The 19,416-nt window shown below is 74.2% G+C and carries 21 protein-coding genes; 13 read left to right on the top strand and 8 right to left on the bottom strand.

The window, feature by feature from the left end; all coding sequences use genetic code 11:
• The first annotated feature begins 80 nt into the window (after positions 1-80).
• Together obgE and GA0070614_RS09560 are read left to right on the top strand one after the other, a co-directional pair.
• Positions 81-1,550, top strand: a complete 1,470-nt coding sequence (gene obgE, locus GA0070614_RS09565) for a GTPase ObgE (RefSeq protein ID WP_088975623.1) — start codon at positions 81-83, stop codon at positions 1,548-1,550.
• A 70-nt stretch (positions 1,551-1,620) separates the two neighbouring features.
• A complete protein-coding gene (locus tag GA0070614_RS09560; RefSeq protein WP_088975622.1) occupies positions 1,621-2,070 on the top strand; it encodes a GNAT family N-acetyltransferase in 450 nt (149 codons plus the stop codon).
• A gap of 9 nt (positions 2,071-2,079) precedes the next feature.
• Here GA0070614_RS09560 and GA0070614_RS09555 read toward each other — a convergent pair whose 3' ends face one another.
• Together GA0070614_RS09555 and GA0070614_RS09550 are read right to left on the bottom strand one after the other, a co-directional pair.
• A complete protein-coding gene (locus tag GA0070614_RS09555; protein WP_088975621.1) occupies positions 2,080-2,739 on the bottom strand; it encodes a DUF6766 family protein in 660 nt (219 codons plus the stop codon).
• 195 nt (positions 2,740-2,934) lie between these two features.
• Positions 2,935-3,417, bottom strand: coding sequence for a DUF4383 domain-containing protein (locus GA0070614_RS09550; protein WP_088975620.1), 483 nt, complete (start codon positions 3,415-3,417; stop codon positions 2,935-2,937).
• A 200-nt stretch (positions 3,418-3,617) separates the two neighbouring features.
• Between GA0070614_RS09550 and GA0070614_RS09545 the strand changes: the two genes are divergently transcribed.
• The 3 genes from GA0070614_RS09545 to GA0070614_RS09535 are packed head-to-tail and all read left to right on the top strand — an operon-like array spanning position 3,618 to position 5,537.
• On the top strand, positions 3,618-4,397 hold the full coding sequence (locus tag GA0070614_RS09545) for a hypothetical protein (protein ID WP_088975619.1): 780 nt from the start codon (positions 3,618-3,620) through the stop codon (positions 4,395-4,397).
• Between the two features lie 31 nt (positions 4,398-4,428).
• Positions 4,429-4,890 (top strand): phage holin family protein, encoded by a 462-nt coding sequence (locus GA0070614_RS09540; RefSeq protein WP_088975618.1) that lies wholly within the window; start codon positions 4,429-4,431, stop codon positions 4,888-4,890.
• Complete coding sequence (locus tag GA0070614_RS09535) at positions 4,887-5,537, top strand: DUF3618 domain-containing protein (protein WP_088975617.1); 651 nt, start codon at positions 4,887-4,889, stop codon at positions 5,535-5,537. The genes GA0070614_RS09540 and GA0070614_RS09535 overlap by 4 nt, the downstream gene beginning before the upstream one ends.
• Positions 5,538-5,737: 200 nt before the next feature.
• On the opposite strand, the gene GA0070614_RS09530 is transcribed toward GA0070614_RS09535, so the two are convergent.
• Both GA0070614_RS09530 and GA0070614_RS09525 read right to left on the bottom strand, forming a co-directional pair.
• Positions 5,738-6,814, bottom strand: a complete 1,077-nt coding sequence (locus tag GA0070614_RS09530) for a glycosyltransferase (RefSeq protein ID WP_088975616.1) — start codon at positions 6,812-6,814, stop codon at positions 5,738-5,740.
• Positions 6,811-7,551 (bottom strand): class I SAM-dependent DNA methyltransferase, encoded by a 741-nt coding sequence (locus tag GA0070614_RS09525; RefSeq protein ID WP_231933594.1) that lies wholly within the window; start codon positions 7,549-7,551, stop codon positions 6,811-6,813. The genes GA0070614_RS09530 and GA0070614_RS09525 overlap by 4 nt, the downstream gene beginning before the upstream one ends.
• 137 nt (positions 7,552-7,688) lie before the next feature.
• Between GA0070614_RS09525 and GA0070614_RS09520 the strand changes: the two genes are divergently transcribed.
• Both GA0070614_RS09520 and GA0070614_RS09515 read left to right on the top strand, forming a co-directional pair.
• On the top strand, positions 7,689-8,330 hold the full coding sequence (locus GA0070614_RS09520) for an SRPBCC family protein (RefSeq protein ID WP_088975615.1): 642 nt from the start codon (positions 7,689-7,691) through the stop codon (positions 8,328-8,330).
• The gene (locus GA0070614_RS09515; protein ID WP_088975614.1) at positions 8,327-9,502 is read left to right on the top strand and encodes a zinc-dependent alcohol dehydrogenase; all 1,176 of its coding nucleotides are present in this window, start codon (positions 8,327-8,329) and stop codon (positions 9,500-9,502) included. The genes GA0070614_RS09520 and GA0070614_RS09515 overlap by 4 nt, the downstream gene beginning before the upstream one ends.
• A 155-nt stretch (positions 9,503-9,657) precedes the next feature.
• Here GA0070614_RS09515 and GA0070614_RS09510 read toward each other — a convergent pair whose 3' ends face one another.
• The gene (locus GA0070614_RS09510; RefSeq protein ID WP_088975613.1) at positions 9,658-10,905 is read right to left on the bottom strand and encodes a cytochrome P450; all 1,248 of its coding nucleotides are present in this window, start codon (positions 10,903-10,905) and stop codon (positions 9,658-9,660) included.
• A 227-nt stretch (positions 10,906-11,132) separates the two neighbouring features.
• On the opposite strand from GA0070614_RS09510, the gene GA0070614_RS09505 reads away from it, so the two are divergent.
• A complete protein-coding gene (locus GA0070614_RS09505) occupies positions 11,133-11,540 on the top strand; it encodes a hypothetical protein (RefSeq protein ID WP_088975612.1) in 408 nt (135 codons plus the stop codon).
• A gap of 14 nt (positions 11,541-11,554) precedes the next feature.
• Here GA0070614_RS09505 and GA0070614_RS09500 read toward each other — a convergent pair whose 3' ends face one another.
• Positions 11,555-11,773, bottom strand: coding sequence for a DUF397 domain-containing protein (locus GA0070614_RS09500; RefSeq protein ID WP_088975611.1), 219 nt, complete (start codon positions 11,771-11,773; stop codon positions 11,555-11,557).
• Between the two features lie 66 nt (positions 11,774-11,839).
• On the opposite strand from GA0070614_RS09500, the gene pepN reads away from it, so the two are divergent.
• Positions 11,840-14,356 (top strand): aminopeptidase N, encoded by a 2,517-nt coding sequence (gene pepN / locus GA0070614_RS09495; protein WP_088975610.1) that lies wholly within the window; start codon positions 11,840-11,842, stop codon positions 14,354-14,356.
• Positions 14,357-14,426: 70 nt separating this feature from the next.
• Here pepN and GA0070614_RS09490 read toward each other — a convergent pair whose 3' ends face one another.
• Both GA0070614_RS09490 and GA0070614_RS09485 read right to left on the bottom strand, forming a co-directional pair.
• Positions 14,427-15,629 (bottom strand): FAD-dependent monooxygenase, encoded by a 1,203-nt coding sequence (locus GA0070614_RS09490; RefSeq protein WP_088975609.1) that lies wholly within the window; start codon positions 15,627-15,629, stop codon positions 14,427-14,429.
• A gap of 157 nt (positions 15,630-15,786) precedes the next feature.
• Positions 15,787-16,425: a PadR family transcriptional regulator gene (locus GA0070614_RS09485; protein WP_088975608.1), complete on the bottom strand. Its 639-nt coding sequence runs from the start codon at positions 16,423-16,425 to the stop codon at positions 15,787-15,789.
• A 163-nt stretch (positions 16,426-16,588) separates the two neighbouring features.
• Here GA0070614_RS09485 and nadD point away from each other — a divergent pair, with 163 nt between their 5' ends.
• The 4 genes from nadD (at position 16,589) to GA0070614_RS09465 (ending at position 19,226) form a co-directional block, all read left to right on the top strand.
• Positions 16,589-17,185, top strand: a complete 597-nt coding sequence (gene nadD / locus GA0070614_RS09480) for a nicotinate-nucleotide adenylyltransferase (RefSeq protein ID WP_088979338.1) — start codon at positions 16,589-16,591, stop codon at positions 17,183-17,185.
• 110 nt (positions 17,186-17,295) lie between these two features.
• On the top strand, positions 17,296-17,694 hold the full coding sequence (gene rsfS / locus GA0070614_RS09475; RefSeq protein WP_088975607.1) for a ribosome silencing factor: 399 nt from the start codon (positions 17,296-17,298) through the stop codon (positions 17,692-17,694).
• Positions 17,691-18,320 (top strand): histidine phosphatase family protein, encoded by a 630-nt coding sequence (locus GA0070614_RS09470; protein WP_088975606.1) that lies wholly within the window; start codon positions 17,691-17,693, stop codon positions 18,318-18,320. The genes rsfS and GA0070614_RS09470 overlap by 4 nt, the downstream gene beginning before the upstream one ends.
• A gap of 48 nt (positions 18,321-18,368) precedes the next feature.
• Positions 18,369-19,226 (top strand): DegV family protein, encoded by an 858-nt coding sequence (locus tag GA0070614_RS09465; RefSeq protein WP_088979337.1) that lies wholly within the window; start codon positions 18,369-18,371, stop codon positions 19,224-19,226.
• The last annotated feature ends 190 nt before the right edge of the window (positions 19,227-19,416 follow it).

Genomic DNA, 19,416 nt, shown 5'->3' with positions numbered 1-19,416 from the left:
TTGCGGGCCGCGGACCTCGGGTCCCGGCCCGCTTCGCGTTTTCGCGTGCGGGGCAGAACCTCGCTGGAAGGATTGGCGTCGTGACGACGTTCGTTGACCGGGTCGTCCTGCACATGCAGGCCGGCGACGGCGGGCACGGCTGTGTCTCCATCCACCGGGAGAAGTTCAAGCCCTTCGGCGGCCCGGACGGCGGCGACGGCGGGCACGGCGGCAGCGTGTCGCTGGTGGTCGACCCGCAGGTGACCACGCTGCTCGACTTCCACTTCCGCCCGCACCTCAAGGCCGAGAACGGCAAGGGCGGGGCCGGCTCGAACCGGGACGGGGCCAACGGCCGCGACCTGATGATCAAGGTCCCGAACGGCACCGTCGTGCAGACCCTCGACGGCACGGTCCTGGCCGACCTGGTCGGCGTCGGCACCACCTTCGAGGCGGCCCGGGGCGGGCGCGGTGGCCGGGGCAACGCCTCGCTGGCCAACGCCCGGCGCAAGGCCCCCGGCTTCGCCGAGCTGGGCGAGCCCGGCGACCGGCTGGACGTGGTGCTGGAGCTCAAGAGCGTCGCCGACGTCGGCCTGGTCGGGTTCCCGTCCGCCGGCAAGTCCTCGCTGATCTCGGTGATCTCGGCGGCCAAGCCGAAGATCGCCGACTACCCGTTCACCACCCTGGTGCCGAACCTGGGCGTGGTGCGGGTGGACAACCACACCTTCACCGTCGCCGACGTGCCGGGCCTGATCCCGGGCGCGGCGTCCGGCAAGGGCCTGGGCCTGGAGTTCCTCCGCCACGTCGAGCGCTGCGCCGTGCTGGTGCACGTGGTCGACACCGCGACGCTGGAGCCCGGCCGGGACCCGCTGGCCGACATCGACACCATCGAGGCCGAGCTGGCCGAGTACGGCGGGCTGGCCGACCGGCCCCGTCTCGTCGCGCTCAACAAGATCGACGTGCCGGACGGGCGCGACCTCGCGGAGATCGTCCGCCCCGACCTGCTGGCGCGCGGTTTCCGCGTCTTCGAGGTCTCCACGGCCACCCGCGAAGGGCTCAAGGAGCTCACGTACGCGATGGCCGAGCTGGTCGAGCAGTCCCGCGCCGCCGCGCCGCCGGCCGAGCCGACCCGGATCGTGATCCGGCCCAAGGCGGTCGACGACCAGGGCTTCACCATCGAGGCGGAGCCGGACGGGTCGTTCACCGTGCGGGGGACGCGGCCCGAGCGCTGGGTGCGGCAGACCAACTTCGACAACGACGAGGCCGTTGGCTTCCTGGCCGACCGGCTGGCCCGTCTCGGCGTGGAGGAGAAGCTGGCCAAGGCCGGCGCCCAACCGGGCGACCTGGTGCGCATCGGGGAGCGCGAGTTCGACTGGCAGCCCACCCTCTACGCCGGCGCCGACTTCGTTCCCGGCAACCGGGGCACCGACGTCCGGCTGGAGGAGAAGTCGACCCGGGCGTCGGCGGCGGAGCGGCTGGCCGCCCGCAAGGCGCGACGGCAGCGTCCCGAGGACGAGCTGGAGGCCGCTCCGACGACCGAGGCGGCCGCCGACGCCGACGACGACTGGGAGTAGCCCGGTCTCCGTCGCGTCCGGGTCGCCCGTCGGAAACCTCCGCGAAACGGACGCGGCCTACCGTGAGCGGATGTTGATCGAGTCGCGGCCCGCCACCGATCCCGAGATCGACACCCTCGTCGTCGCCCAGCAGCGGGAGCTGCGGGAGGCCGACGGAGGGCTGGACGGGCAGGTCACCCTCACCCACGACGACATCCGCTACCTGGCGGTGGTGCTCGACGGTCGGGCGGTGGCCTGCGGTGGGATCCAGTCCCTGGACGCCACCACCGGCGAGGTGAAGCGGATGTACGTCCGCCCCGCCCACCGGGGGCGGGGGATCGCCCGGCAGTTGCTGACCGCGCTGGAGGAGCTGGCCTTCCGGCAGGGGCACTCGGTGGTCTGCCTGGAGACCGGGGTGTACCTGCCGGCCGCGATCGCGCTCTACACCTCCTGCGGGTACGAGCCCATCCCGGTCTACGGCGAGTACGTCGACAATCCGTACAGCGTGTGCTTCGCCAAGCGGCTGCGGGTGGCCGCCTGAGCGTCCGGCTCAGGCGCCGGTCTGCGCGTGCGCCGCGGTGACCGGCTTGGACTCCGGCGAGGCGTGCTGGCGCAGGACGATGCTCAGCACGATCAGCACCCCGACGGCGAGGAACTCGCTCTGCCAGTTCTGCATGGACTGGAACCAGAACTCGCTGGTGCCGAGGAACTCCCAGGCGCTGATCCGCGGCGCGCCGGTGGAGAGGGCCTGCTGCTCGTTGTACTCGGCCGTCCCGCCGAACAGGTGGCCGACGAACGAGCCGAGGAAGATCAGCAGTAGGGCCAGGGAGAGGCTGTTGCGGTAGACCACCAGCGGGAGACCCCCGGCGCGGACCGGCCAGGGGGCGTCCGGGCCGGCCCGGCGGGCGTCGTCCTCGGGGCGGTCGCTCTGGTCCTCCGGCTTGGACTCGGCCGAGCCCTTCTGCACCAGGTACGCGGTGAGCAGCACGTACCCGCCCATCTGGAGGAACTCCGACTCCCAGTTCTCGAAGACGGACTCGGCGAAGTGCCCGCTGCCCAGGTAGGTCAGCCAGTCGATCGACGCGGCGCCGTACTCGGCCAGCTCCTCGTTGTGGGTCTGCCAGCCGAAGACGCTCTGCAGGCTCAGGAAGACGACGAACGCGCCCAGCATCGTGACGCTCAACGCGTTGTCGCGGATCCACCGGGGCATCGTGACCTCCTCGCCGCCGCCTCGTCGGCTTCCCGATGCCCCGTCGGCGATCCGATCAAACTCGGACACGCCGGACGCTCCGGACGGCCACGCCGGGGGGCACCGGCCACGCCGGACGCACCGGCCACGCCGGACGCACCGGGCAGACACGCCGGGTGCGGCGGGTGCGGCGGACCGGTGGGGGCGCCGGGCGGCTCAGGGGCGGTCGATGGGGGTGTCCAGCCGGCCTCCCGTGCCGGCGTCGTTGGACACCAGCAGGCCGAGGGCGAGCATGCCGAAGCCGAGCACCAGGTGCAGCCAGTTGTCGGCCTCGTTGACCGGGATGAAGTTGGCCGCGCTCTCCCGGTCGATGGCGAAGCCGTACAGCCACAGCCCCAGGTAGGCCGCGCCGCCGCCGGCCAGGAACAGCCGGGCGCCGGCGACGGTACGGGCCAGCGCCAGCCCGGCCAGGCCGAAGAGCAGGTGCAGCAGGTTGTGCAGGATCGACACCTGGAACAGGCCGAGCAGCTTCGCGCCGGAGTGGTGCCCGGCGAAGGTCATGTCCCCGTACCCCGTGGTGACGCCCGGGACGAAGCCGAGCACCCCGACCAGGACGAAGATCGCGGCCACCGCGGTGGCGGCGGTCCGGAGCCGGGGCTTCGGGCCCGCCGGTGCGCGCCGGCGCACGTCACGTGCCATCGCTGATCACCTCCGTGAGCGCTGCCGACGGTAGCCGGACACTCCTCACATTCTGTGACCGATCGACCGCTCGCTGTGGAGAAATGGCGAATCAGGCATGGACCAGACGGCCGGGGGTAGGTCAAGAGTCGCGCCGACGTGACGGTCGGCGAGATCCCCCAGCGCACAACCGCGACGAACGTCCGAGCGGAAGGGAAACCATGACTTACGATCTCTCGCCCACGTCTTCCACGTACGGGCACGAGCAGAGCACCAACGGCGGTGGCGTCCGGGACCAGGCCCGTCAGGTCGGCTCCGAGGCCGCCAACGCGGGCGGCGCGGTCGCGCAGACCGCCAAGCAGCAGGGCAAGGAGGTCGTCGGCGAGGCCCAGCGCCAGGTCCGCAACCTCTACGGCGAGGCCCGTACCCAGGTCGCCAGCCAGGCCGGCGACCAGCAGCGCCGGGCTGCCGGCGGGCTCCGCTCGCTGGCCGAGGAGATGCGCTCGATGGCCCAGAACAGCGGGCAGGCCGGGCCGGTCACCGAACTCGCCCACCAGGCCGCCGACCGCGTGCACGGCGTCGCCGGCTGGCTGGAGGCGCGTGAGCCGGGCGACCTGCTCAACGAGGTGAAGACCTACGCCCGTAACAACCCCGGCACCTTCCTGGTCGGTGCGGCCCTGCTCGGCGTGGTCGCCGGCCGGCTCACCCGGGGCATCGCCTCCGCCTCGGACTCCACCGGCGGCCACGGCTCGACCAACGGCTACGACCCGGACCGCACCGCGGTGATCCCGCCGCAGCCGGTCGCCACCCCGCCGGGCGGCTACCTCGACCCGACCCCGGGCACCTACGCCGAGCCCGACCCCGGCTACTCGGCCTACCCGGACCACGGCACCACCACCAGCTACGCCGACCCGGCGGGTGGCGTCGGCCAGCCGCTGCCGCCGGTGACCCAGACCGACCCGCTGCCGGGCGTGCCGTCCAGCGGCACCACCCGTCCGTGACGGACCGAGACATCCGAAGGGAGGCGACGGCATGAGCATGTCGACGCAGTCCGGTGTGGACCCCGGACACCACCCCGCGGGTCCCCCGCACACCGCGGACGAGGTCAGGGGCAGCTCGATCGGTGAGCTGATGCGGTCGGTCACCACCGACCTGTCGACCCTGATGCGCCAGGAGGTGGAGCTGGCCAAGGCCGAGATCCGCCAGGAGGGCAAGAAGGCGGGCAAGGCCGCCGGGTTCTACGGCGGCGCCGGCTTCGGCGGCTACATGGTGGCGCTGTTCGTGTCCATCGCCGGGTGGCAGTTCCTGGACAACGTCATGGACTCGGGCCTGGCGGCGCTGATCGTGGCCGTCGTCTGGGCCGTGGTCGCCGCGGTCCTCTACTCCAAGGCAAAGAAGAACGCCGAGCGTATCCGCGGCCTCAAGCAGACCAACGAGAGCGTGCAGCGCATCCCCGACGCGCTCAAGCCCCACCCGGAGGGAGTCACCCGATGAGCACCGATCCCGCCCAGATCCGCCGGGAGATCGAAGCCACCCGTAACAGCCTCAGCTCCGACGTGGACGCCCTGGCGTACAAGGTGAGCCCCGGCCGCATCGTCGACGACCGCAAGCAGCGGGTGCGCAGCGCCCTGCACAACGTTAAGGACAAGGTGATGGGAAGCGCTTCCGACCTCGGCCACAGCACCAGCCACGCCGCCCACTCGGTGGGGGGCCAGGCCTCCTCGGCGGCCTCCACGGTGAGCGACAAGGCGCACTCGGCGGCGGCCACCGTCGGGGACGCCGCGCACCGGGCACCCCAGGTGATCCGGCAGAAGTCCGAGGGCAACCCGCTGGCCGCCGGCCTGATCGCGTTCGGCGTCGGCATGCTGGTCTCCTCGCTGGTCCCGGCGACCCGTCGGGAGCAGGAGCTGGCCGCCCAGGTCAAGGAGAAGGCCACCGAGCACAGCGGCGTGGTCAAGGAGAAGCTGGGCGAGGTCGCCACCGAGCTGAAGGAGGAACTGCGCGAGCCGGCGCAGCACGCCACCGAGTCGGTGCGCTCCACCGCCCAGGACGCCGTGCAGAACGTCAAGGACGACACCAGGTCGGCCGCGCACGACGTCAAGGACCAGGCGCAGCAGTCCCGCGAACAGGTCCGGTACTGAAGGAACTCACCGCACCGCTCGCGGCCACTCCCGGCGTCCGCCGGGGCGTGGCCGCGAGCTTTCGCGTGTGCGGACGGCGGCGGGCGTGACGTGGGCGTGGCGCGCGCGGATCGGTGGCGGGCGTCGCGTGCCGGGCCGGCGGCGGGGTGTGGGGCTGCGGACGTCGCGCGGCCCCGGGGGCGGCGGGGGTGGACGCGGGGTCAGGTGCGGGGCGTCAGGTCGGCGCCCACCCAGGCGACGAGGTCGCTCGGCTCGACCGGGGTGAGCCGGCGGCGCAGCACCCGGGTGGAGTGGGCGGGCCGGCGGATCCGGTGGCCGGCGTACCGCACCCCGCCGCGCAGCAGCCGCCCGCCCACCGCGAGCCAGGAGCAGAACCCGCGTTCCAGCAGCCAGGCCGGCGCCGCCAGCGCGGTGCGGGCGGGGAAGACCCGCGTCCCGCCGCCCCGACGCCGGCCCACCTCGGCCACCGCCACCGCTGTCGCGGCAGCCGTCAGCAGCAGGCCGGGCCGTCGGGCGGCCAGCGCGACCGCCACGCCCGGGAGCACCGCCAGCGAGACCAGCAGCCGCCCGGGCTGGGCCAGGTCGTCGTACGCCTGGCGGACCCGCTGGCTGCGGAAGTGCGCCGCGGTCGGCGGCAGCCGGCGGACGAACAGCCAGGCCGGGGCGGTCTCGGTGCCGCCGTACGCCCGCACGGTGCGGACCAGCTCCAGGTTCTCGAACAGCACGTCCGGGTCGTAGCCGCCCATCACCCGGAAGGTGCTGCGGCGCACCGCCAGGGTGCCCGGCCAGTCGGCGGCCAGCGCCCGGTTGAGCAGCGTCCGGCCGGTGTCCCACCAGGCGTGCCAGGGCAGCGGGTCGAAGTAGTTCTGCGGGCGGACCAGGTCGAACTCGTCCAGCAGCCGGTGCGCGGCGCGCAGCGCCGGCTCGTCGTACCGGACGTCGTCGTCGGCGATCACCACGTGCTCGTGCCGGGCCGCGGCGACCCCGGTCAGCACACCGAGCACCTTGCCGTTGATCCCGCGCAGCGCCGGGTCGACCGGCAGGTGCCGGACGAGGCCGTGCCAGGCGGCGGCGTGCCGGTCGTGGACCTGCGGCGGGGAGCCGTCCACCACGGTCACGTCGACCAGGCGGGACAGCCGCCGGAGGTAGCCGGTCAGCTCGGCCAGGCCGGTGTCGTCGGACCAGCGCAGCGGCAGGACGTACTCGACGGGCAGCCGTGGCGCGCGGACGCCGGGGCCCGTCGCGGTGGCCGGTTCGTCCCGGGCCGGGGCGCTCACGCCCCCTCCCCGCGCCGGTAGACCGTCACGTGGTCGCGGCTGTCGTCGGTGAAGGCCGCGCCGGACCAGTCCGCCCAGCGGTGCTCCCGGTGCAGTCCGGCCAGCTCGGCCATCAGGTCCAGCTCGGCGGGCCAGGCGTAGCGGTGGTTGGCGGGCAGGAGCCGCACCCCGTCGTTGCTGAGGTGGATCTTGGTGGTGGTCATCCGTTGCTCGGCGGGGTGCAGGTGCGCCGCCTCCAGCAGCACCATCTCCTGCGCCACCCGGATCGGACGCAGCGCCGCCCCGGCCCGGAAGGCGCCGGGATCGGGCACCCACGCCTCGACGACGAACCGGCCGCCGGGCCGCAGGTGCGCGGCGGCGTTGCGGAAGCAGGCCACCTGGCGGGCCTGGTCCGGCAGCGCGAAGATCGTGTTGAAGGCGAGCAGCACCAGCGCGAACTCGCCCGGCACCCGGGTCTCGGCGAAGTCACCGGTGCTGACCACGATCCGGTCGCCGTCGGGCTTCTCCTTCAACCGGGCCGCCATCTCGGCCGAGGCCTCGATGCCGGCGACGGCGATCCCGCGGCGCAGCAACGGCAGGGCCAGCCGCCCGGTGCCGATGCCGAACTCGCAGACCGGCCCGCCGTCGGCGAGGACCACCAGCCGGTCCACGGCGACGTCCGGATCGAGGTGGGCGAAGGCCGTGTCGTAGACGTCCGCGGGGATGTGCCGGCCGTACTCGCTCGCGTCGAAGGACACGTCGCCTCCCGAAACTCTGGTGCTGCCGGGCATGCCCACGGTCGGACCGGTCAAACCGGTCCGTTTCGAGCGATCCCCGGCGGGTAGCGCTCCGGGATGCGGGTGTCCATCCCGGGCGCTCGGGTGGAGGAGACGTGATGACCAGCAACGCGACGAGGTGGGCGCTGCTCGGCGCCACCACGGTGACCGCGCTCGGGGTCGGCCGGGCGATCGCCCGCAGACGACGCCGCCACCAGCCGGACCGGCAGGGCGGCTGGTACGTGGTACGGCGCGGGATCACCGTGGACCGGCCGATGGACGCCGTCATCGGCTTCTGGACGGACCGGGAACGGCTGGACCGGGCCCTGGCCGAGTGGGCCACCCTGGAACAGCTCGACGACAACCGGTGGCGCTGCGTGGCGAGCGACCCGGCCGGCGGCGGCACCGAGTGGCGGGCCGAGATCACCGTCGACGGGCCGGGCCGGCTGAGCTGGCGGGTCGACGAGGGGCCGGTGCCGCAACAGGGGCACGTCGACCTGGTGCCCGCGCCGCAGGACCGCGGCACCGAGATCCGGGCCGAGCTGCGCTACCGCGCCGGTGGCCCGCTGCGCCGGATGCTCGGCCTCATCGGCGGGGACGAGCCCGACCTGGGGCTGCGCGACGCGTTGCGGCGGATCAAGTCGCTGGTCGAGACCGGCCAGATGATCGACACCCGGCACGACCCGTCCGGGCGGAACGCGGCGCAGGAGAGGGCGACCGACAAGGTCCGCGAGCGGCTGTCGACGGGAGGACGGGCGTGAGGGCGCTCTGCTGGGAAGGGGTCGGCAAGCTGGCGGTGCGGGACGTGCCCGAGCCGGGCATCCGCGCCGAGGGCGACATCATCGTCAAGGTCCGGGCCAGCAGCGTCTGCGGCTCCGACCTGCACCTGATCAACGGCTACCTCCCGGCGATGCGGGAGGGCGACATCCTCGGCCACGAGTTCATGGGCGAGGTCGTGGAGACCGGGCCCGGGGTACGGCGGCTGCGGGTCGGCGACCGGGTGGTGGTCGGCTCGGTGGTGGCCTGCGGCGGCTGCTGGTACTGCCGTACCGAGCAGTACTCGCTCTGCGACAACTCGAACCCGCAGCCGGTGCTGCCCGAGAAGCTCTGGGGTCACTCGCCGGCCGGCATCCTCGGCTACTCGCACGCCGCCGGCGGCTACTCCGGCAGCCACGCCGAGTACATCCGGGTGCCGTTCGGCGACGTCGGCGCGTTCAAGGTCCCGGACGGGGTGGCCGACGACGCGGTGGTCTTCGCCTCCGACGCCATGCCCACCGGCTGGATGGCCGCGGACTTCTGCGCGCTCAAGGGCGGCGAGGTGGTCGCCGTCTGGGGCGCGGGCGGGGTCGGCCAGATGGCCGCCCGGTCCGCGCAGATCCTCGGCGCGGAACGGGTCGTCGTCATCGACCGCCTGCCCGAGCGGCTCGCCACCGCCGCCGAGCGGCTCGGCGTGGAGACGATCAACTACGCCGAGGCCGACGTGCTGGAGGCGCTGCGGGAGATGACCGCCGGCCGGGGCCCGGACGCCTGCATCGAGGCGGTGGGCATGGAGGCGCACGACGTCGGCCCGATCCACGCGTACGACAAGGCGAAGCAGACCGCGCGGCTCACCACCGACCGGCCCACCTCGGTACGCCAGGCGATCATGGCGTGCCGCAAGGGCGGCACGGTCAGCATCGTCGGCGTCTACGGCGGGCTGGTCGACAAGTTCCCGCTCGGCGCGGCGATGAACAAGGCCCTGGTGCTGCGGATGGGGCAGATGCACGCCCAGCGCTACATCCCGATGCTGCTGGACCGGCTGGCCGTCGGCGAGATCGACCCCGGCTACCTGGCCACCCATCCGATGTCGCTGGAGGACGGCGTGCGCGGCTACGAGCTGTTCGAGAAGAAGGAGGACGCCTGCCTGCGCAGCGTCCTGCACCCGACCGCCTGACGGACGGGCGTCGACCCGGTGCGGGCGGTGGGGCGCCGGCCCCGCTGCCCGCACCGGGTCGACGCCCGTCCCCGGTGCCGCCGCCCTCGGCTCGGGCTGCCGGACGCCCCCGCCCGTGCCGCCCGCACGTCGTCTCCGGGTGCGTGGCCCGCCGGTCAGTCGGTGCGCCGCACGTTCTCGAGGAGGAAGCCGCTCGGCGGCAGCGTGGGCATCCGGCTCAGGTCCAGCGCCAGGTCCTGCGGTGGCACCTCGTAGCGCATCGCGGTGGTCAGCAGGGTCACCGCCCGCTTCATCAGCTCGATGGTGATCCACTCACCGGCGCAGCGGTGCCCGCCGAGGTGCTCGCCGCCGCCCTGCGGCACGAAGCCGTACGGGTCGTCGCGCCAGCCGGCGAAGCGCTCCGGGCGGAACCGCTCCGGCTCGGGCCACACGTCCGGGTGGTGGTTGGTGCCGTACAGGTCGAGCAGCACCCGCCGGCCCCGGGGGAAGTGGTGGCCCTGCCAGTCGAAGGACTGCCGGACCCGGGCGGCGGCCACCGGGAAGAACGGGTAGTAGCGGCGGACCTCCTGCACGAACCACTCGGTCGCGTCGTCGTCGCCCCGGACCCGGTCCCGCCAGGCCGGGTGGTCGTGCAGGGCGAGCGCGGCGAAGACCAGGTACCGGTCGACGGCCACGGTCGGACGCAGCACGTTGAGCAGTTCCACGGCGGCGATCCGGCGGGGGAGCAGCCGGCCCCGGTCGTCCCGGTGCTCGGCGACGGCGCGCAGCGCGCTGCCCTCGGGCGCGGGCAGGGTGCCGACCCGGGCCCGCTCCACGATGTCGGCGATCCAGTGCTCGGCGCGGCGGCGGCCGAGGCGGCCACGCCAGTAGCGCGGGCCGAGCGTCGCCGGGCTGCCGATCATCGCGTGCATCTGGGCGGTGCGGCGGGCCACCTCGGACTCGGCCAGCGGCACTCCCGCCCAGGCGCAGACCGCCCGCATCAGCATCGGGGCGACCTCGTCGTAGAGGACGACCGGGCCGTCGGCCTCCCAGACCGGGATCCGGGCCCGCCACTCGTCGGCGAAGAGTTGGCCCAGCTGCCGGACCGCGCCGGGGGTCATCACCGACAGGAACATGGCCTTGCGGGCGGTGTGCGCCGCCCCGTCGAGCCCCTGCACGCCGCCCTGCCCGGTCAACGTCCGCTGGCCCCGCTTCGGCATCGCCCCCGTCCGACGGAAGCGCCCGGTGTCGTAGAAGAGTTCGGCGGCCGGCCGGCCGCGCAGGCAGATGGTCCGCTCCAGCAGCAGTCGGGCGGTGAAGATGTCGCTGCCGTAGCGCTCGCAGCGGGAGCTGACGTACCGGTACCCCTCGCGGAGGAACGCCAGCGTGCTCTCCGGGCTGCGGTCGGCGGGGGTGGCGGACATCCTGCGCTCCTGACACGGTGACGGCGGGTGAGCCGCGCTGGTCGGCCCGGTGTCGTCTACCCCGGTCCGGGCCGGCCAATCCCGTCGGCCCGGCGAGCCGGTCCGGCCCGGGTGTGGGCCCGCCGGCCGGCGCGGTGCTGGCCCCTCCCAGGGCGCCGGAAACGTGGTCTCCTCGTCAGCGGGTCGGCCACGACGGCCGGCCGGCGGGTCACCACGGGGAGGACCGAATGCGGGAGAACAGGCCGCCGTACTGGCGTCAGCGGCGGGTGACGGAGGCGCTGGCGCGGGCCGCCGGCGCCGGTGGCGACCCGGCGGACGCGCCACTGCTCGCGCCGCCCCGGCGGCGGCCCCGGCCGCCCCGGCACTTCACCGCCCACCTGGGCTTCGAGGCCGCCGGCCCGGAGCAGGCCCGGGAACTCGCCGTGGCGTACGCCGAGGCGCTGAGCCTGCTCCGCCCGGAGGTGGCGCTCGCCGCCGCCGCCCTGTCGCCGGCCGACGCCTGGCACCGGGCCGAGCGGCTCTTCTGCAACGCCACGGGCCCCGACGGCGAGCGCTGCGCCGACGTCGCCGGCCATCCCGGCTTCCACCACGCCCCCGGCCCCGGCGGCCTGGGCTGGGGCGAGGGGGACGGGTGAGCCGGGCGGGCCGGTCAACTCAGGTCGAACTCGCCGTCCTGGGCGCCGGCCACGAAGGCGTCCCACTCGGCCTGGGTGAAGACGAGCACCGGGCCGTCCGGCTCGGCGGAGTTGCGCATGCCGATCAGGTCGTCGACGAAGGCCACCTCGACCGCACTGTCGGAGGTGTCGCCCTCGGCCCGCTGCCAGACCGCCCGGGACAGGTCGAAGTCGCCCTTGGGGTGCTGACCCATTGTTGGTCCTCCATCGCCACGCGTAATGGGAAGCCCGTCCGGCTCCCCGTCCGGCAGGATAAGCGGATGCCGAGCCTGACCCGTGTAGAGGCGACCGCGCGTCGCGCGCTGATCACCGTCGAGTCCTACGACGTGGACCTCGACCTCACCGGCGGCGGCGAGCGGTTCGACTCGACCGTCACCATCCGGTTCCGGGCCACCCCCGGCGCGGAGACCTTCGTCGAGGTCAAGCCGGCGACCCTGCGGGCGGTACGCCTCAACGACCGTGACCTCGACCCGGCCACCCTGGTCGACAACCGGCTGCCGCTGACCGGGCTGGCCGAGGCGAACACGCTCACCGTCGCCGCCGAGATGGCGTACTCGAACACCGGCGAGGGGATGCACCGCTTCGTCGACCCGGCCGACGGCGAGACCTACCTCTACGCGATGTCCTTCCTGGACGACGTGCAGCGCATCTTCGCCGCCTTCGACCAGCCGGACCTGAAGGCGCCGGTCACCCTGTCGGTCAGCGCCCCGCCGGAGTGGACGGTCGCCGCCAACGGGCCGCTCGCCGGCACGCCCCGGCCCGGGCGCTGGGAGTTCGCCCCCACCCCGCCGCTGGCCACGTACTTCGTCTCGCTCGTCGCCGGCCCCTGGCACGTGCGCCGCGACTCGCACGACGGCATCCCGTTGGGGGTCTACTGCCGCCGGTCGCTGGCGGCACACCTGGACGCCGACCTCGACGAGATCCTCACCGTCACCAAGCAGTGCCTCGACCGGTTCCACCAGCTCTTCGCCGAGCGCTACCCGTTCGGCAAGTACGATCAGGCCTTCGTGCCCGAGTTCAACGCCGGCGCGATGGAGAACCCGGGCCTGGTCACCCTCCGCGACGACTACGTGTTCCGCTCGGCGGTCACCGACACCCAACGGGAGCTGCGCGCCACCACGATCGCCCACGAGATGGCGCACATGTGGTTCGGCGACCTGGTCACCATGCGCTGGTGGGACGACCTCTGGCTCAACGAGTCCTTCGCGGAGTACCTCGGCACCCGGGTCACCGCCGAGGCGACCCGCTTCGACCGGGCCTGGACGACGTTCGCCATCCGCCGCAAGGCCTGGGGCTACACCGCCGACCAGCGCCCCTCGACCCACCCGGTGGCCCCGGAGGAGGTCACCGACGCGGCCGAGGGGCTGCTCAACTTCGACGGCATCTCGTACGCCAAGGGCGCCAGCGTGCTGCGCCAGCTCGTCGCCTGGCTCGGCGACGAGAGCTTCCTCGCCGGGCTCAACGCCCACTTCGCCGCGCACCGCTTCGGCAACGCGACCCTGGCCGACCTGCTCGACGCCCTGAGCGCCGCCGGAGGCCGCGACCTGACCGACTGGGCGGAGTGCTGGCTGCGCCGGCCCCAGGTCAACACGCTGCGGATGGAGACCTCGGTGGACGCCGACGGCCGCTGGGCCTCCGCCGCCGTGGTGCAGACCGCCCCCGAGGCGTACCCGGTGCGGCGACCGCACCGCATCGGTGTCGGCCGGTACGCCCCCGACGGCACGGTGACCCGGGTCGAGGTCGACCTCGACCCGGACGTCGACGAGGGGCGCACCGAGCTGGCCGAGCTGGTCGGCGAGCCGGCCACCGGCCTGCTGCTGCCCAACGACGGCGACCTGACCTTCGCCAAGATCCGGCTGGACCCGGCCTCCGCCGACGCGGTGCCGATGGTGCTGCCCGGGCTGACCGACCCGCTGGCCCGCGCGCTGCTCTGGGGTGAGGCGCTCGACGCCGCCCGGGACGGGGAACGGCCGGTCACCGCGCTGGTCTCGCTGATCGCGGCGGCGCTGCCCGCCGAGACCGAGGTGATCATCGCGGAGGAGGTGCTCGGGCTCAGCCGGGACCTGATCGACCGCTACCTCGACCCGCTCGCCCGGGAGGCCGCGCTGCTACGCGTCGCCGGGGCCTGCGCCGCGCTGCTCGCCGGTGCCCCGCCCGGAGGATCGTTGCAGCTCGCCGCCGCCCGGGGCCTGATCGCCGCCAGCACCGACGCCGCGCTGCTGGCCGGCTGGCTCGCCGGTGACGGCGTACCCGACGGGCTGGCCGTCGACGCCGACCTGCGCTGGGCGCTGCTGCTGCGCCTGGTCGTGCTCGGCGCGGCCGGCGAGCCGGAGATCGCCGCCGAGGCCGCCGCCGACCGCAGCGCCGTCGGCGCGGAACGGGCCGCCTGCTGCCGCGCCGCCCTGCCGGACACCGACGCCAAGCGGGCCGCCTGGGAGATCGTCACCCGTAGCACCGAACTCTCCAACCGCCTGGTGGAGGCGACCGCGGAGGGATTCTGGCAGCCGGAGCAGGCCGAGCTGACCGCCCCGTACGTCGCCAGGTACTTCGCCGACATGCCGGCCGCCGCGCGGCTGCGTACCGCCTGGGTGGCCGACGGGATCACCAAGCTGGCCTTCCCCCGCTACGCCGTGGCGCAGCCGACCCGGGAGTTGGCCGCGGCGCTGCTGGCCCGCGACGACCTCACTCCCGGGCTGCGCCGGTGGGTCACCGACCTGGACGACGACATGCGACGCGCGCTGGTGCCCCGGACGGCGGTGGCCGCCGCGTCGGCCTGACCGCCGCAGTCCCGGTCCTCGACCGGACCGGGGTGGCGCGACGCGGTGCGCGCCACCCCGGGGCGTGGGGTCAGCGACCGGTCGGGCCGGCCGTGACCGGGGCGTCCCAGTCGATGACGTAGCGCTGCTCGGGGCCGAGCGTCTTCTCCGGCTTCATCGCGGTCTTCACCAGCAGCGGCATGAGCAACGGCATCAGCGCCCGGGCCACCCGGCCCGGAGCCTTGGCCTGGTTGATCCGCCCGGCCCGGGCGGCGATCCGCTCCACCCGCTCGCGCCGCAGCCGCTCGTAGGCGGTGAACGCCGACCGGGCGTCGGGCAGGTCGCGCAGGCAGCGGGCCACCTGCACGGCGCTCTCGATGGCCAGCGAGGCGCCCTGCCCCGAGCTGTTCGAGGGCGCGTGCGCCGCGTCGCCCACCAGCACCATGCGCCCGCGGTGCCAGCGCCGCACCGACGGCATGATGTGCAGCGAGCCCACCACCTGCAACTCGTCGGGGTCGCTGGTCAGCATCAGGTCGCGGCCCGGCTCGTCGTCGGCGTGGGCGGCCCGCAGGGTCCGCATCCAGTCGGCCGGGGGCACCGCGCGGGCCTCGGCGAGGCTCATCGGCCGCTCCTGCGGCAGGTTCACCCCCCACCGGGTGCCGCCGCCCGGCTCCGGCCAGTAGAGGTAGTAGCCGCGCCGGCCGAAGGTGAAGGTCATGGTGCCGGGCTCGACGTCCACCTCGTGCCGGGCCACCGCCTCGAAGCCGAGCAGCCCGGTGAACCGGGGGCCGGGGTCGTCCGGGTCGATCAGGGTACGGACGGTCGACCGTACGCCGTCGGCCCCGATGAGGACGTCGGCCGTGGCGGTGCCACCGTCGGCGAACCGGGCGGTGATGCCGCTCTCCGTCTCCCGTACGTCGACCAGGCGCCGGCCGTGCTCGACGACCACGCCCTCGGCGGCGGCCCGCTCGTGCAGCACCCGGTGCAGGTCGTTGCGGTGCACCACGTGCAGCGGGGGCACCCCCTCCAGACCGGGCAGCGGGATGCGCCGCCGGCCGATCGCCAGCACCGTCCGGTGGATCGGGGTGGCGATCGCGGCCACCGCGCGGTCCGCGTCGACCGCGCGCAGGGCCGCGAGGCCGTTGGGGGCGAGCGCCAGGGTGCCGCCGACGCCGTCGGTGGTGCCCGGGTACGCCTCGTGGACGGTGGCGCTGATGCCGGCGCGGCGCAGCGCCAGCGCGGTGACCGGGCCGGCGATGCCGCCGCCGATCACGATCGCGGTCGTGACTGTCATGGTCCCTCCAGGGCTCGTCGGTTGTCGCGCGTGGCGAACCGACCTGGAGAGAGCCCGGCTATCCTCGTGGTTGCCGCTTCGGGCCGGTCACCTCTCCAGGTGCGGTTCGGGGTAAGGGCCCCGGCCCGGTGTTGGCGCACCGTGCCGGGGCCGTCCATCACTGGGTGGCGTCGCCCCCTTCCCGGGCGTCGGTCCCGCCGCCACCGCTCTCGTGGAAGGCCCGCCACTCGGCCAGGCCCGGGTAGCTGCCCGAGGTGAGTTCGGCCAGCAGGGCACGGATCCAGGCGGCTTCCGCCTCCTTGACGGTCAGGTCGTAGTCCGACTCGACCAGGAACAGCCGCGGCACGGTGCGCAGGTGTTCGGCGAGCGCCGCACGGCCGGCCCGGACGCCGTCCTCCAGCAGGGCCAGCCGCTGTCGCAGCAGGGTCACCGCCTCGTCCGGGTGCAGGGCGGCGAGCACCGACAGGCCGGCGCGGAAGCGGGACTGCTCGGGGCCCGGGGTGGAGACCAGTTCCCGGGCCCAGTCGACCAGTTCCGCCCGGCCGGCGTCGGTGAGCCGGTACACGGTGCGCTCGGGACGACGGCCCTCACGGACGCTCTGCACGGCCGCGATCAGGCCGTGCCGGTCCATGTTGCGCACCACCGTGTAGAAGGAGCCCCACTTGATCTCCATGTCCTGGTCCTTGCCCCAGGCCCGCAGGGTGGTGGCGATCTCGTACGGGTGCATCGGCCGTTGCGCGAGGACGGAGAGCACGGCCAGGGCGAGCAGGTTCCCGACCTTCCGCTGCTGGGCCACGCTCCGCTCCTGTCGATGCTCGTACGCGATTACTTGCCGACGAGTATAAGAGCACGCCTCGACGCGCGGAACCCCGTCCCCGGCACGTGCCGCCGTGGCCGGTGGGCGGGACGGTCCGGTGACCCCGCCCGGCCGCCGGGCGGACCCGGCCTACGATCATCGGGTGGAGGAAGACATCCGGCGGATCGGGATCATGGGCGGCACCTTCGACCCGATCCACCACGGGCACCTCGTGGCCGCCAGCGAGGTCGCCGACCGCTTCGGCCTGGACGAGGTGGTCTTCGTCCCGACCGGTCAGCCGTGGCAGAAGGCGGACGAGCCGGTCAGCCCCGCAGAGGACCGGTACCTGATGACGGTGATCGCCACCGCCTCCAACCCGCGCTTCCAGGTCAGCCGGGTCGACATCGACCGCGGTGGCCCCACCTACACCGTCGACACCCTGCGCGACCTGCACGCGCTGTACGGCCCGAAGGTGCAGCTGTACTTCATCACCGGCGCGGACGCGCTGGAGCGGATCCTCTCCTGGAAGGACCTGGAGGAGGTCCTCGAACTGGCCCACTTCATCGGGGTCACCCGGCCCGGGTTCGAGTTGACCGACAAGCACCTGCCGGCCGACACGGTGAGCCTGGTGCAGGTGCCGGCGATGGCGATCTCGTCCACCGACTGCCGCGCCCGGGTCGCCCGAGGCGAGCCGGTCTGGTACCTGGTGCCCGACGGTGTGGTGCAGTACATCGCGAAACGCGCCCTCTACCAGGAGTGAATACGCCTGGTATGGCCGCCTTCGTCCCCGAAACCGACCAGAACTGACAAGTCGTCTCGCCGCTCGGTGTGAGACGCTTGGAGGGTCGCACGGATGATCGAAGGAGAACGGTGACAGTTTCCGAACGCGCTCACGAGCTGGCGATGGCCGCCGCCCAGGCTGCGGCCGACAAGAAGGCGCAGGACATCGTCATCATCGACGTGGGTGACCAGCTCGCCATCACCGACGCGTTCCTGGTCGCCTCCGCGCCGAACGAGCGTCAGGTGCTGGCCATCGTCGACGCCATCGAGGAACGCCTGCTGGAGCTGCCGGAGAAGGCCAAGCCGGTCCGCCGCGAGGGCGAGCGGGGTGGCCGCTGGGTGCTGCTCGACTACGTCGACATCGTGGTCCACGTCCAGCACACCGAGGAGCGCGAGTTCTACGCCCTCGACCGGCTCTGGAAGGACTGCCCCCAGGTCCCGTTCGTCGACCGGGACCTGGTCGAGGCCGACGCCTCCGCCGCCGAATGACCCGCCTGATCGTCTGGCGGCACGGCAACACCGACTGGAACGCCGCCAGCCGGGTCCAGGGGCAGACCGACGTACCCCTCAACGCGCTCGGCCGCGAGCAGGCCCGCACCGCGGCGCCGCTGCTCGCGGCGCTGCGGCCGGACGCCATCGTCGCCTCCGACCTCAGCCGGGCCGCGGACACCGCCGCCGCCCTCGCCGAGGTCACCGGGCTGCCGGTACGCACCGACGCCCGGCTGCGGGAGCGGCACTTCGGCCAGTGGCAGGGGCTGCTCCTCACCGACGCCGCCGCCCGCTTCCCCGAGGAGCACGCCCGCTGGCGGGCCGGTGACCCCGACCCGGGCGCCGGCATCGAGAGCCTCGACGACCTCGGCAAGCGGGTCGGCGCGGCGTTCGCCGACGCCGCCGACCTCGTCCCCGGCGGCACCATTGTGGTGGCCACCCACGGCGGCAGCGCCCGCCAGGGCGTCGGCAACCTCATCGGCTGGGACCACGCCGTGCTGCGCGCCATCGGCTCGCTGGCCAACTGCCACTGGACCGAGCTGCGCCACAACGACGCCCGGGGCTGGCACCTGCGGGCGCACAATGTCGGCCTGATCACCCGCCCGGCACTCGCCGAGCCGGTCTGAGTCGTCCGGCCCGGGCGCGGCACAGCGACATCGGCTAGCGTGCCGGGCATGCCCGTAGCGGTCGTCACCGACTCCACCGCCTACCTCCCACCCGAGCTGGTGCAGGCGCACCGGCTGACGGTGGTGCCGCTGACCGTCGTGCTCAACGGCGCCGAAGGGCTGGAGGGGGTGGAGGTCCTCCCGGCCGACGCCACCCGGGTGCTCGCCGGCCGGCGGGTCTCCGTCAGCACGTCCCGCCCCGCCCCGGAGCAGTTCGTCCGGACGTACCGGGAACTGCTGGCGGCCGGCGCGGACGGGATCGTCTCGGTGCACCTGTCGGCCGAACTCTCCGGCACCGTCGAGGCGGCCCGGCTCGCCGCCGCCGAGGTCGGCGACCGGATCGAGGTGGTGGACAGCCGCTCCACCGGCATGGGCCTGGGCTTCCCGGTGCTCGCCGCCGCCGGGGCCGCGGAGGCCGGGGCCGAGCTGGCCGCCGTCCGCGACGCGGCCACCGCCGCCGTCGGCCGGACCACCATCTTCTTCTACGTCGACACGCTGGAGTTCCTGCGCCGGGGCGGCCGGATCAACGCGGCGGAGGCGCTGCTGGGCACCGCCCTGTCGGTGAAGCCGATCATGCACATGCCGGACGGGGCGATCGTGCTCAAGGACAAGGTGCGCACCGCCAGCCGGGGCGTGGCCCGCCTGGTCGACCTGGCCGTCGAGGCGGCCGGGGACGCCGACGTCGACCTGGGCGTGCACCACCTCGCCGCACCGCAGCGCGCCGAGCAGCTCCTCGAGGCGCTCACCGCCCGGTTCGGCGACCGGCTGCACGACACGTACGTCTCCGAGGCCGGCGCCGTGGTCGCCGCGCACGCCGGGCCCGGCCTGGCCAGCGTGGTCGTCCACCGCCGCCCCGACCCGGCCTGACCCGGCGGCCCGTGGCCCTCGCGCCCCGGCCCTGTCCTGGCGCCCGTCCGACTCGGCCCGGTCCTGGCGGTCCACGTTCGCCCTGACCTGCCCGACGACGGCCGCCCGGACGGGCTGACCTGCCTGCCCACCGCGCTCCCGACCCGGCCCCGTCCCTTGTCGGTCCGGTCGGGCTGCTCGGCCGGTGGTG

This window comes from Micromonospora coxensis, from assembly GCF_900090295.1.
Lineage (GTDB): Bacteria > Actinomycetota > Actinomycetes > Mycobacteriales > Micromonosporaceae > Micromonospora > Micromonospora coxensis.
The sequence above is the reverse complement of the archived record's forward strand: the minus strand, read 5'-3'. Positions and strand labels throughout refer to the sequence as shown.

Coding starts and splice junctions, on each gene's coding strand:
- GA0070614_RS09510 (WP_088975613.1), bottom strand. CDS start 10,905: ATGTCCGCCACCCCCGCCGACCGCAGCCCGGAGAGCACGCTGGCGTTC.
- GA0070614_RS09545 (WP_088975619.1), top strand. CDS start 3,618: ATGACTTACGATCTCTCGCCCACGTCTTCCACGTACGGGCACGAGCAG.
- GA0070614_RS09540 (WP_088975618.1), top strand. CDS start 4,429: ATGAGCATGTCGACGCAGTCCGGTGTGGACCCCGGACACCACCCCGCG.
- GA0070614_RS09490 (WP_088975609.1), bottom strand. CDS start 15,629: ATGACAGTCACGACCGCGATCGTGATCGGCGGCGGCATCGCCGGCCCG.
- GA0070614_RS09465 (WP_088979337.1), top strand. CDS start 18,369: ATGCCCGTAGCGGTCGTCACCGACTCCACCGCCTACCTCCCACCCGAG.
- GA0070614_RS09560 (WP_088975622.1), top strand. CDS start 1,621: ATGTTGATCGAGTCGCGGCCCGCCACCGATCCCGAGATCGACACCCTC.
- GA0070614_RS09535 (WP_088975617.1), top strand. CDS start 4,887: ATGAGCACCGATCCCGCCCAGATCCGCCGGGAGATCGAAGCCACCCGT.
- GA0070614_RS09505 (WP_088975612.1), top strand. CDS start 11,133: ATGCGGGAGAACAGGCCGCCGTACTGGCGTCAGCGGCGGGTGACGGAG.
- GA0070614_RS09550 (WP_088975620.1), bottom strand. CDS start 3,417: ATGGCACGTGACGTGCGCCGGCGCGCACCGGCGGGCCCGAAGCCCCGG.
- GA0070614_RS09500 (WP_088975611.1), bottom strand. CDS start 11,773: ATGGGTCAGCACCCCAAGGGCGACTTCGACCTGTCCCGGGCGGTCTGG.
- pepN (WP_088975610.1), top strand. CDS start 11,840: ATGCCGAGCCTGACCCGTGTAGAGGCGACCGCGCGTCGCGCGCTGATC.
- GA0070614_RS09470 (WP_088975606.1), top strand. CDS start 17,691: ATGACCCGCCTGATCGTCTGGCGGCACGGCAACACCGACTGGAACGCC.
- GA0070614_RS09555 (WP_088975621.1), bottom strand. CDS start 2,739: ATGCCCCGGTGGATCCGCGACAACGCGTTGAGCGTCACGATGCTGGGC.
- GA0070614_RS09520 (WP_088975615.1), top strand. CDS start 7,689: ATGACCAGCAACGCGACGAGGTGGGCGCTGCTCGGCGCCACCACGGTG.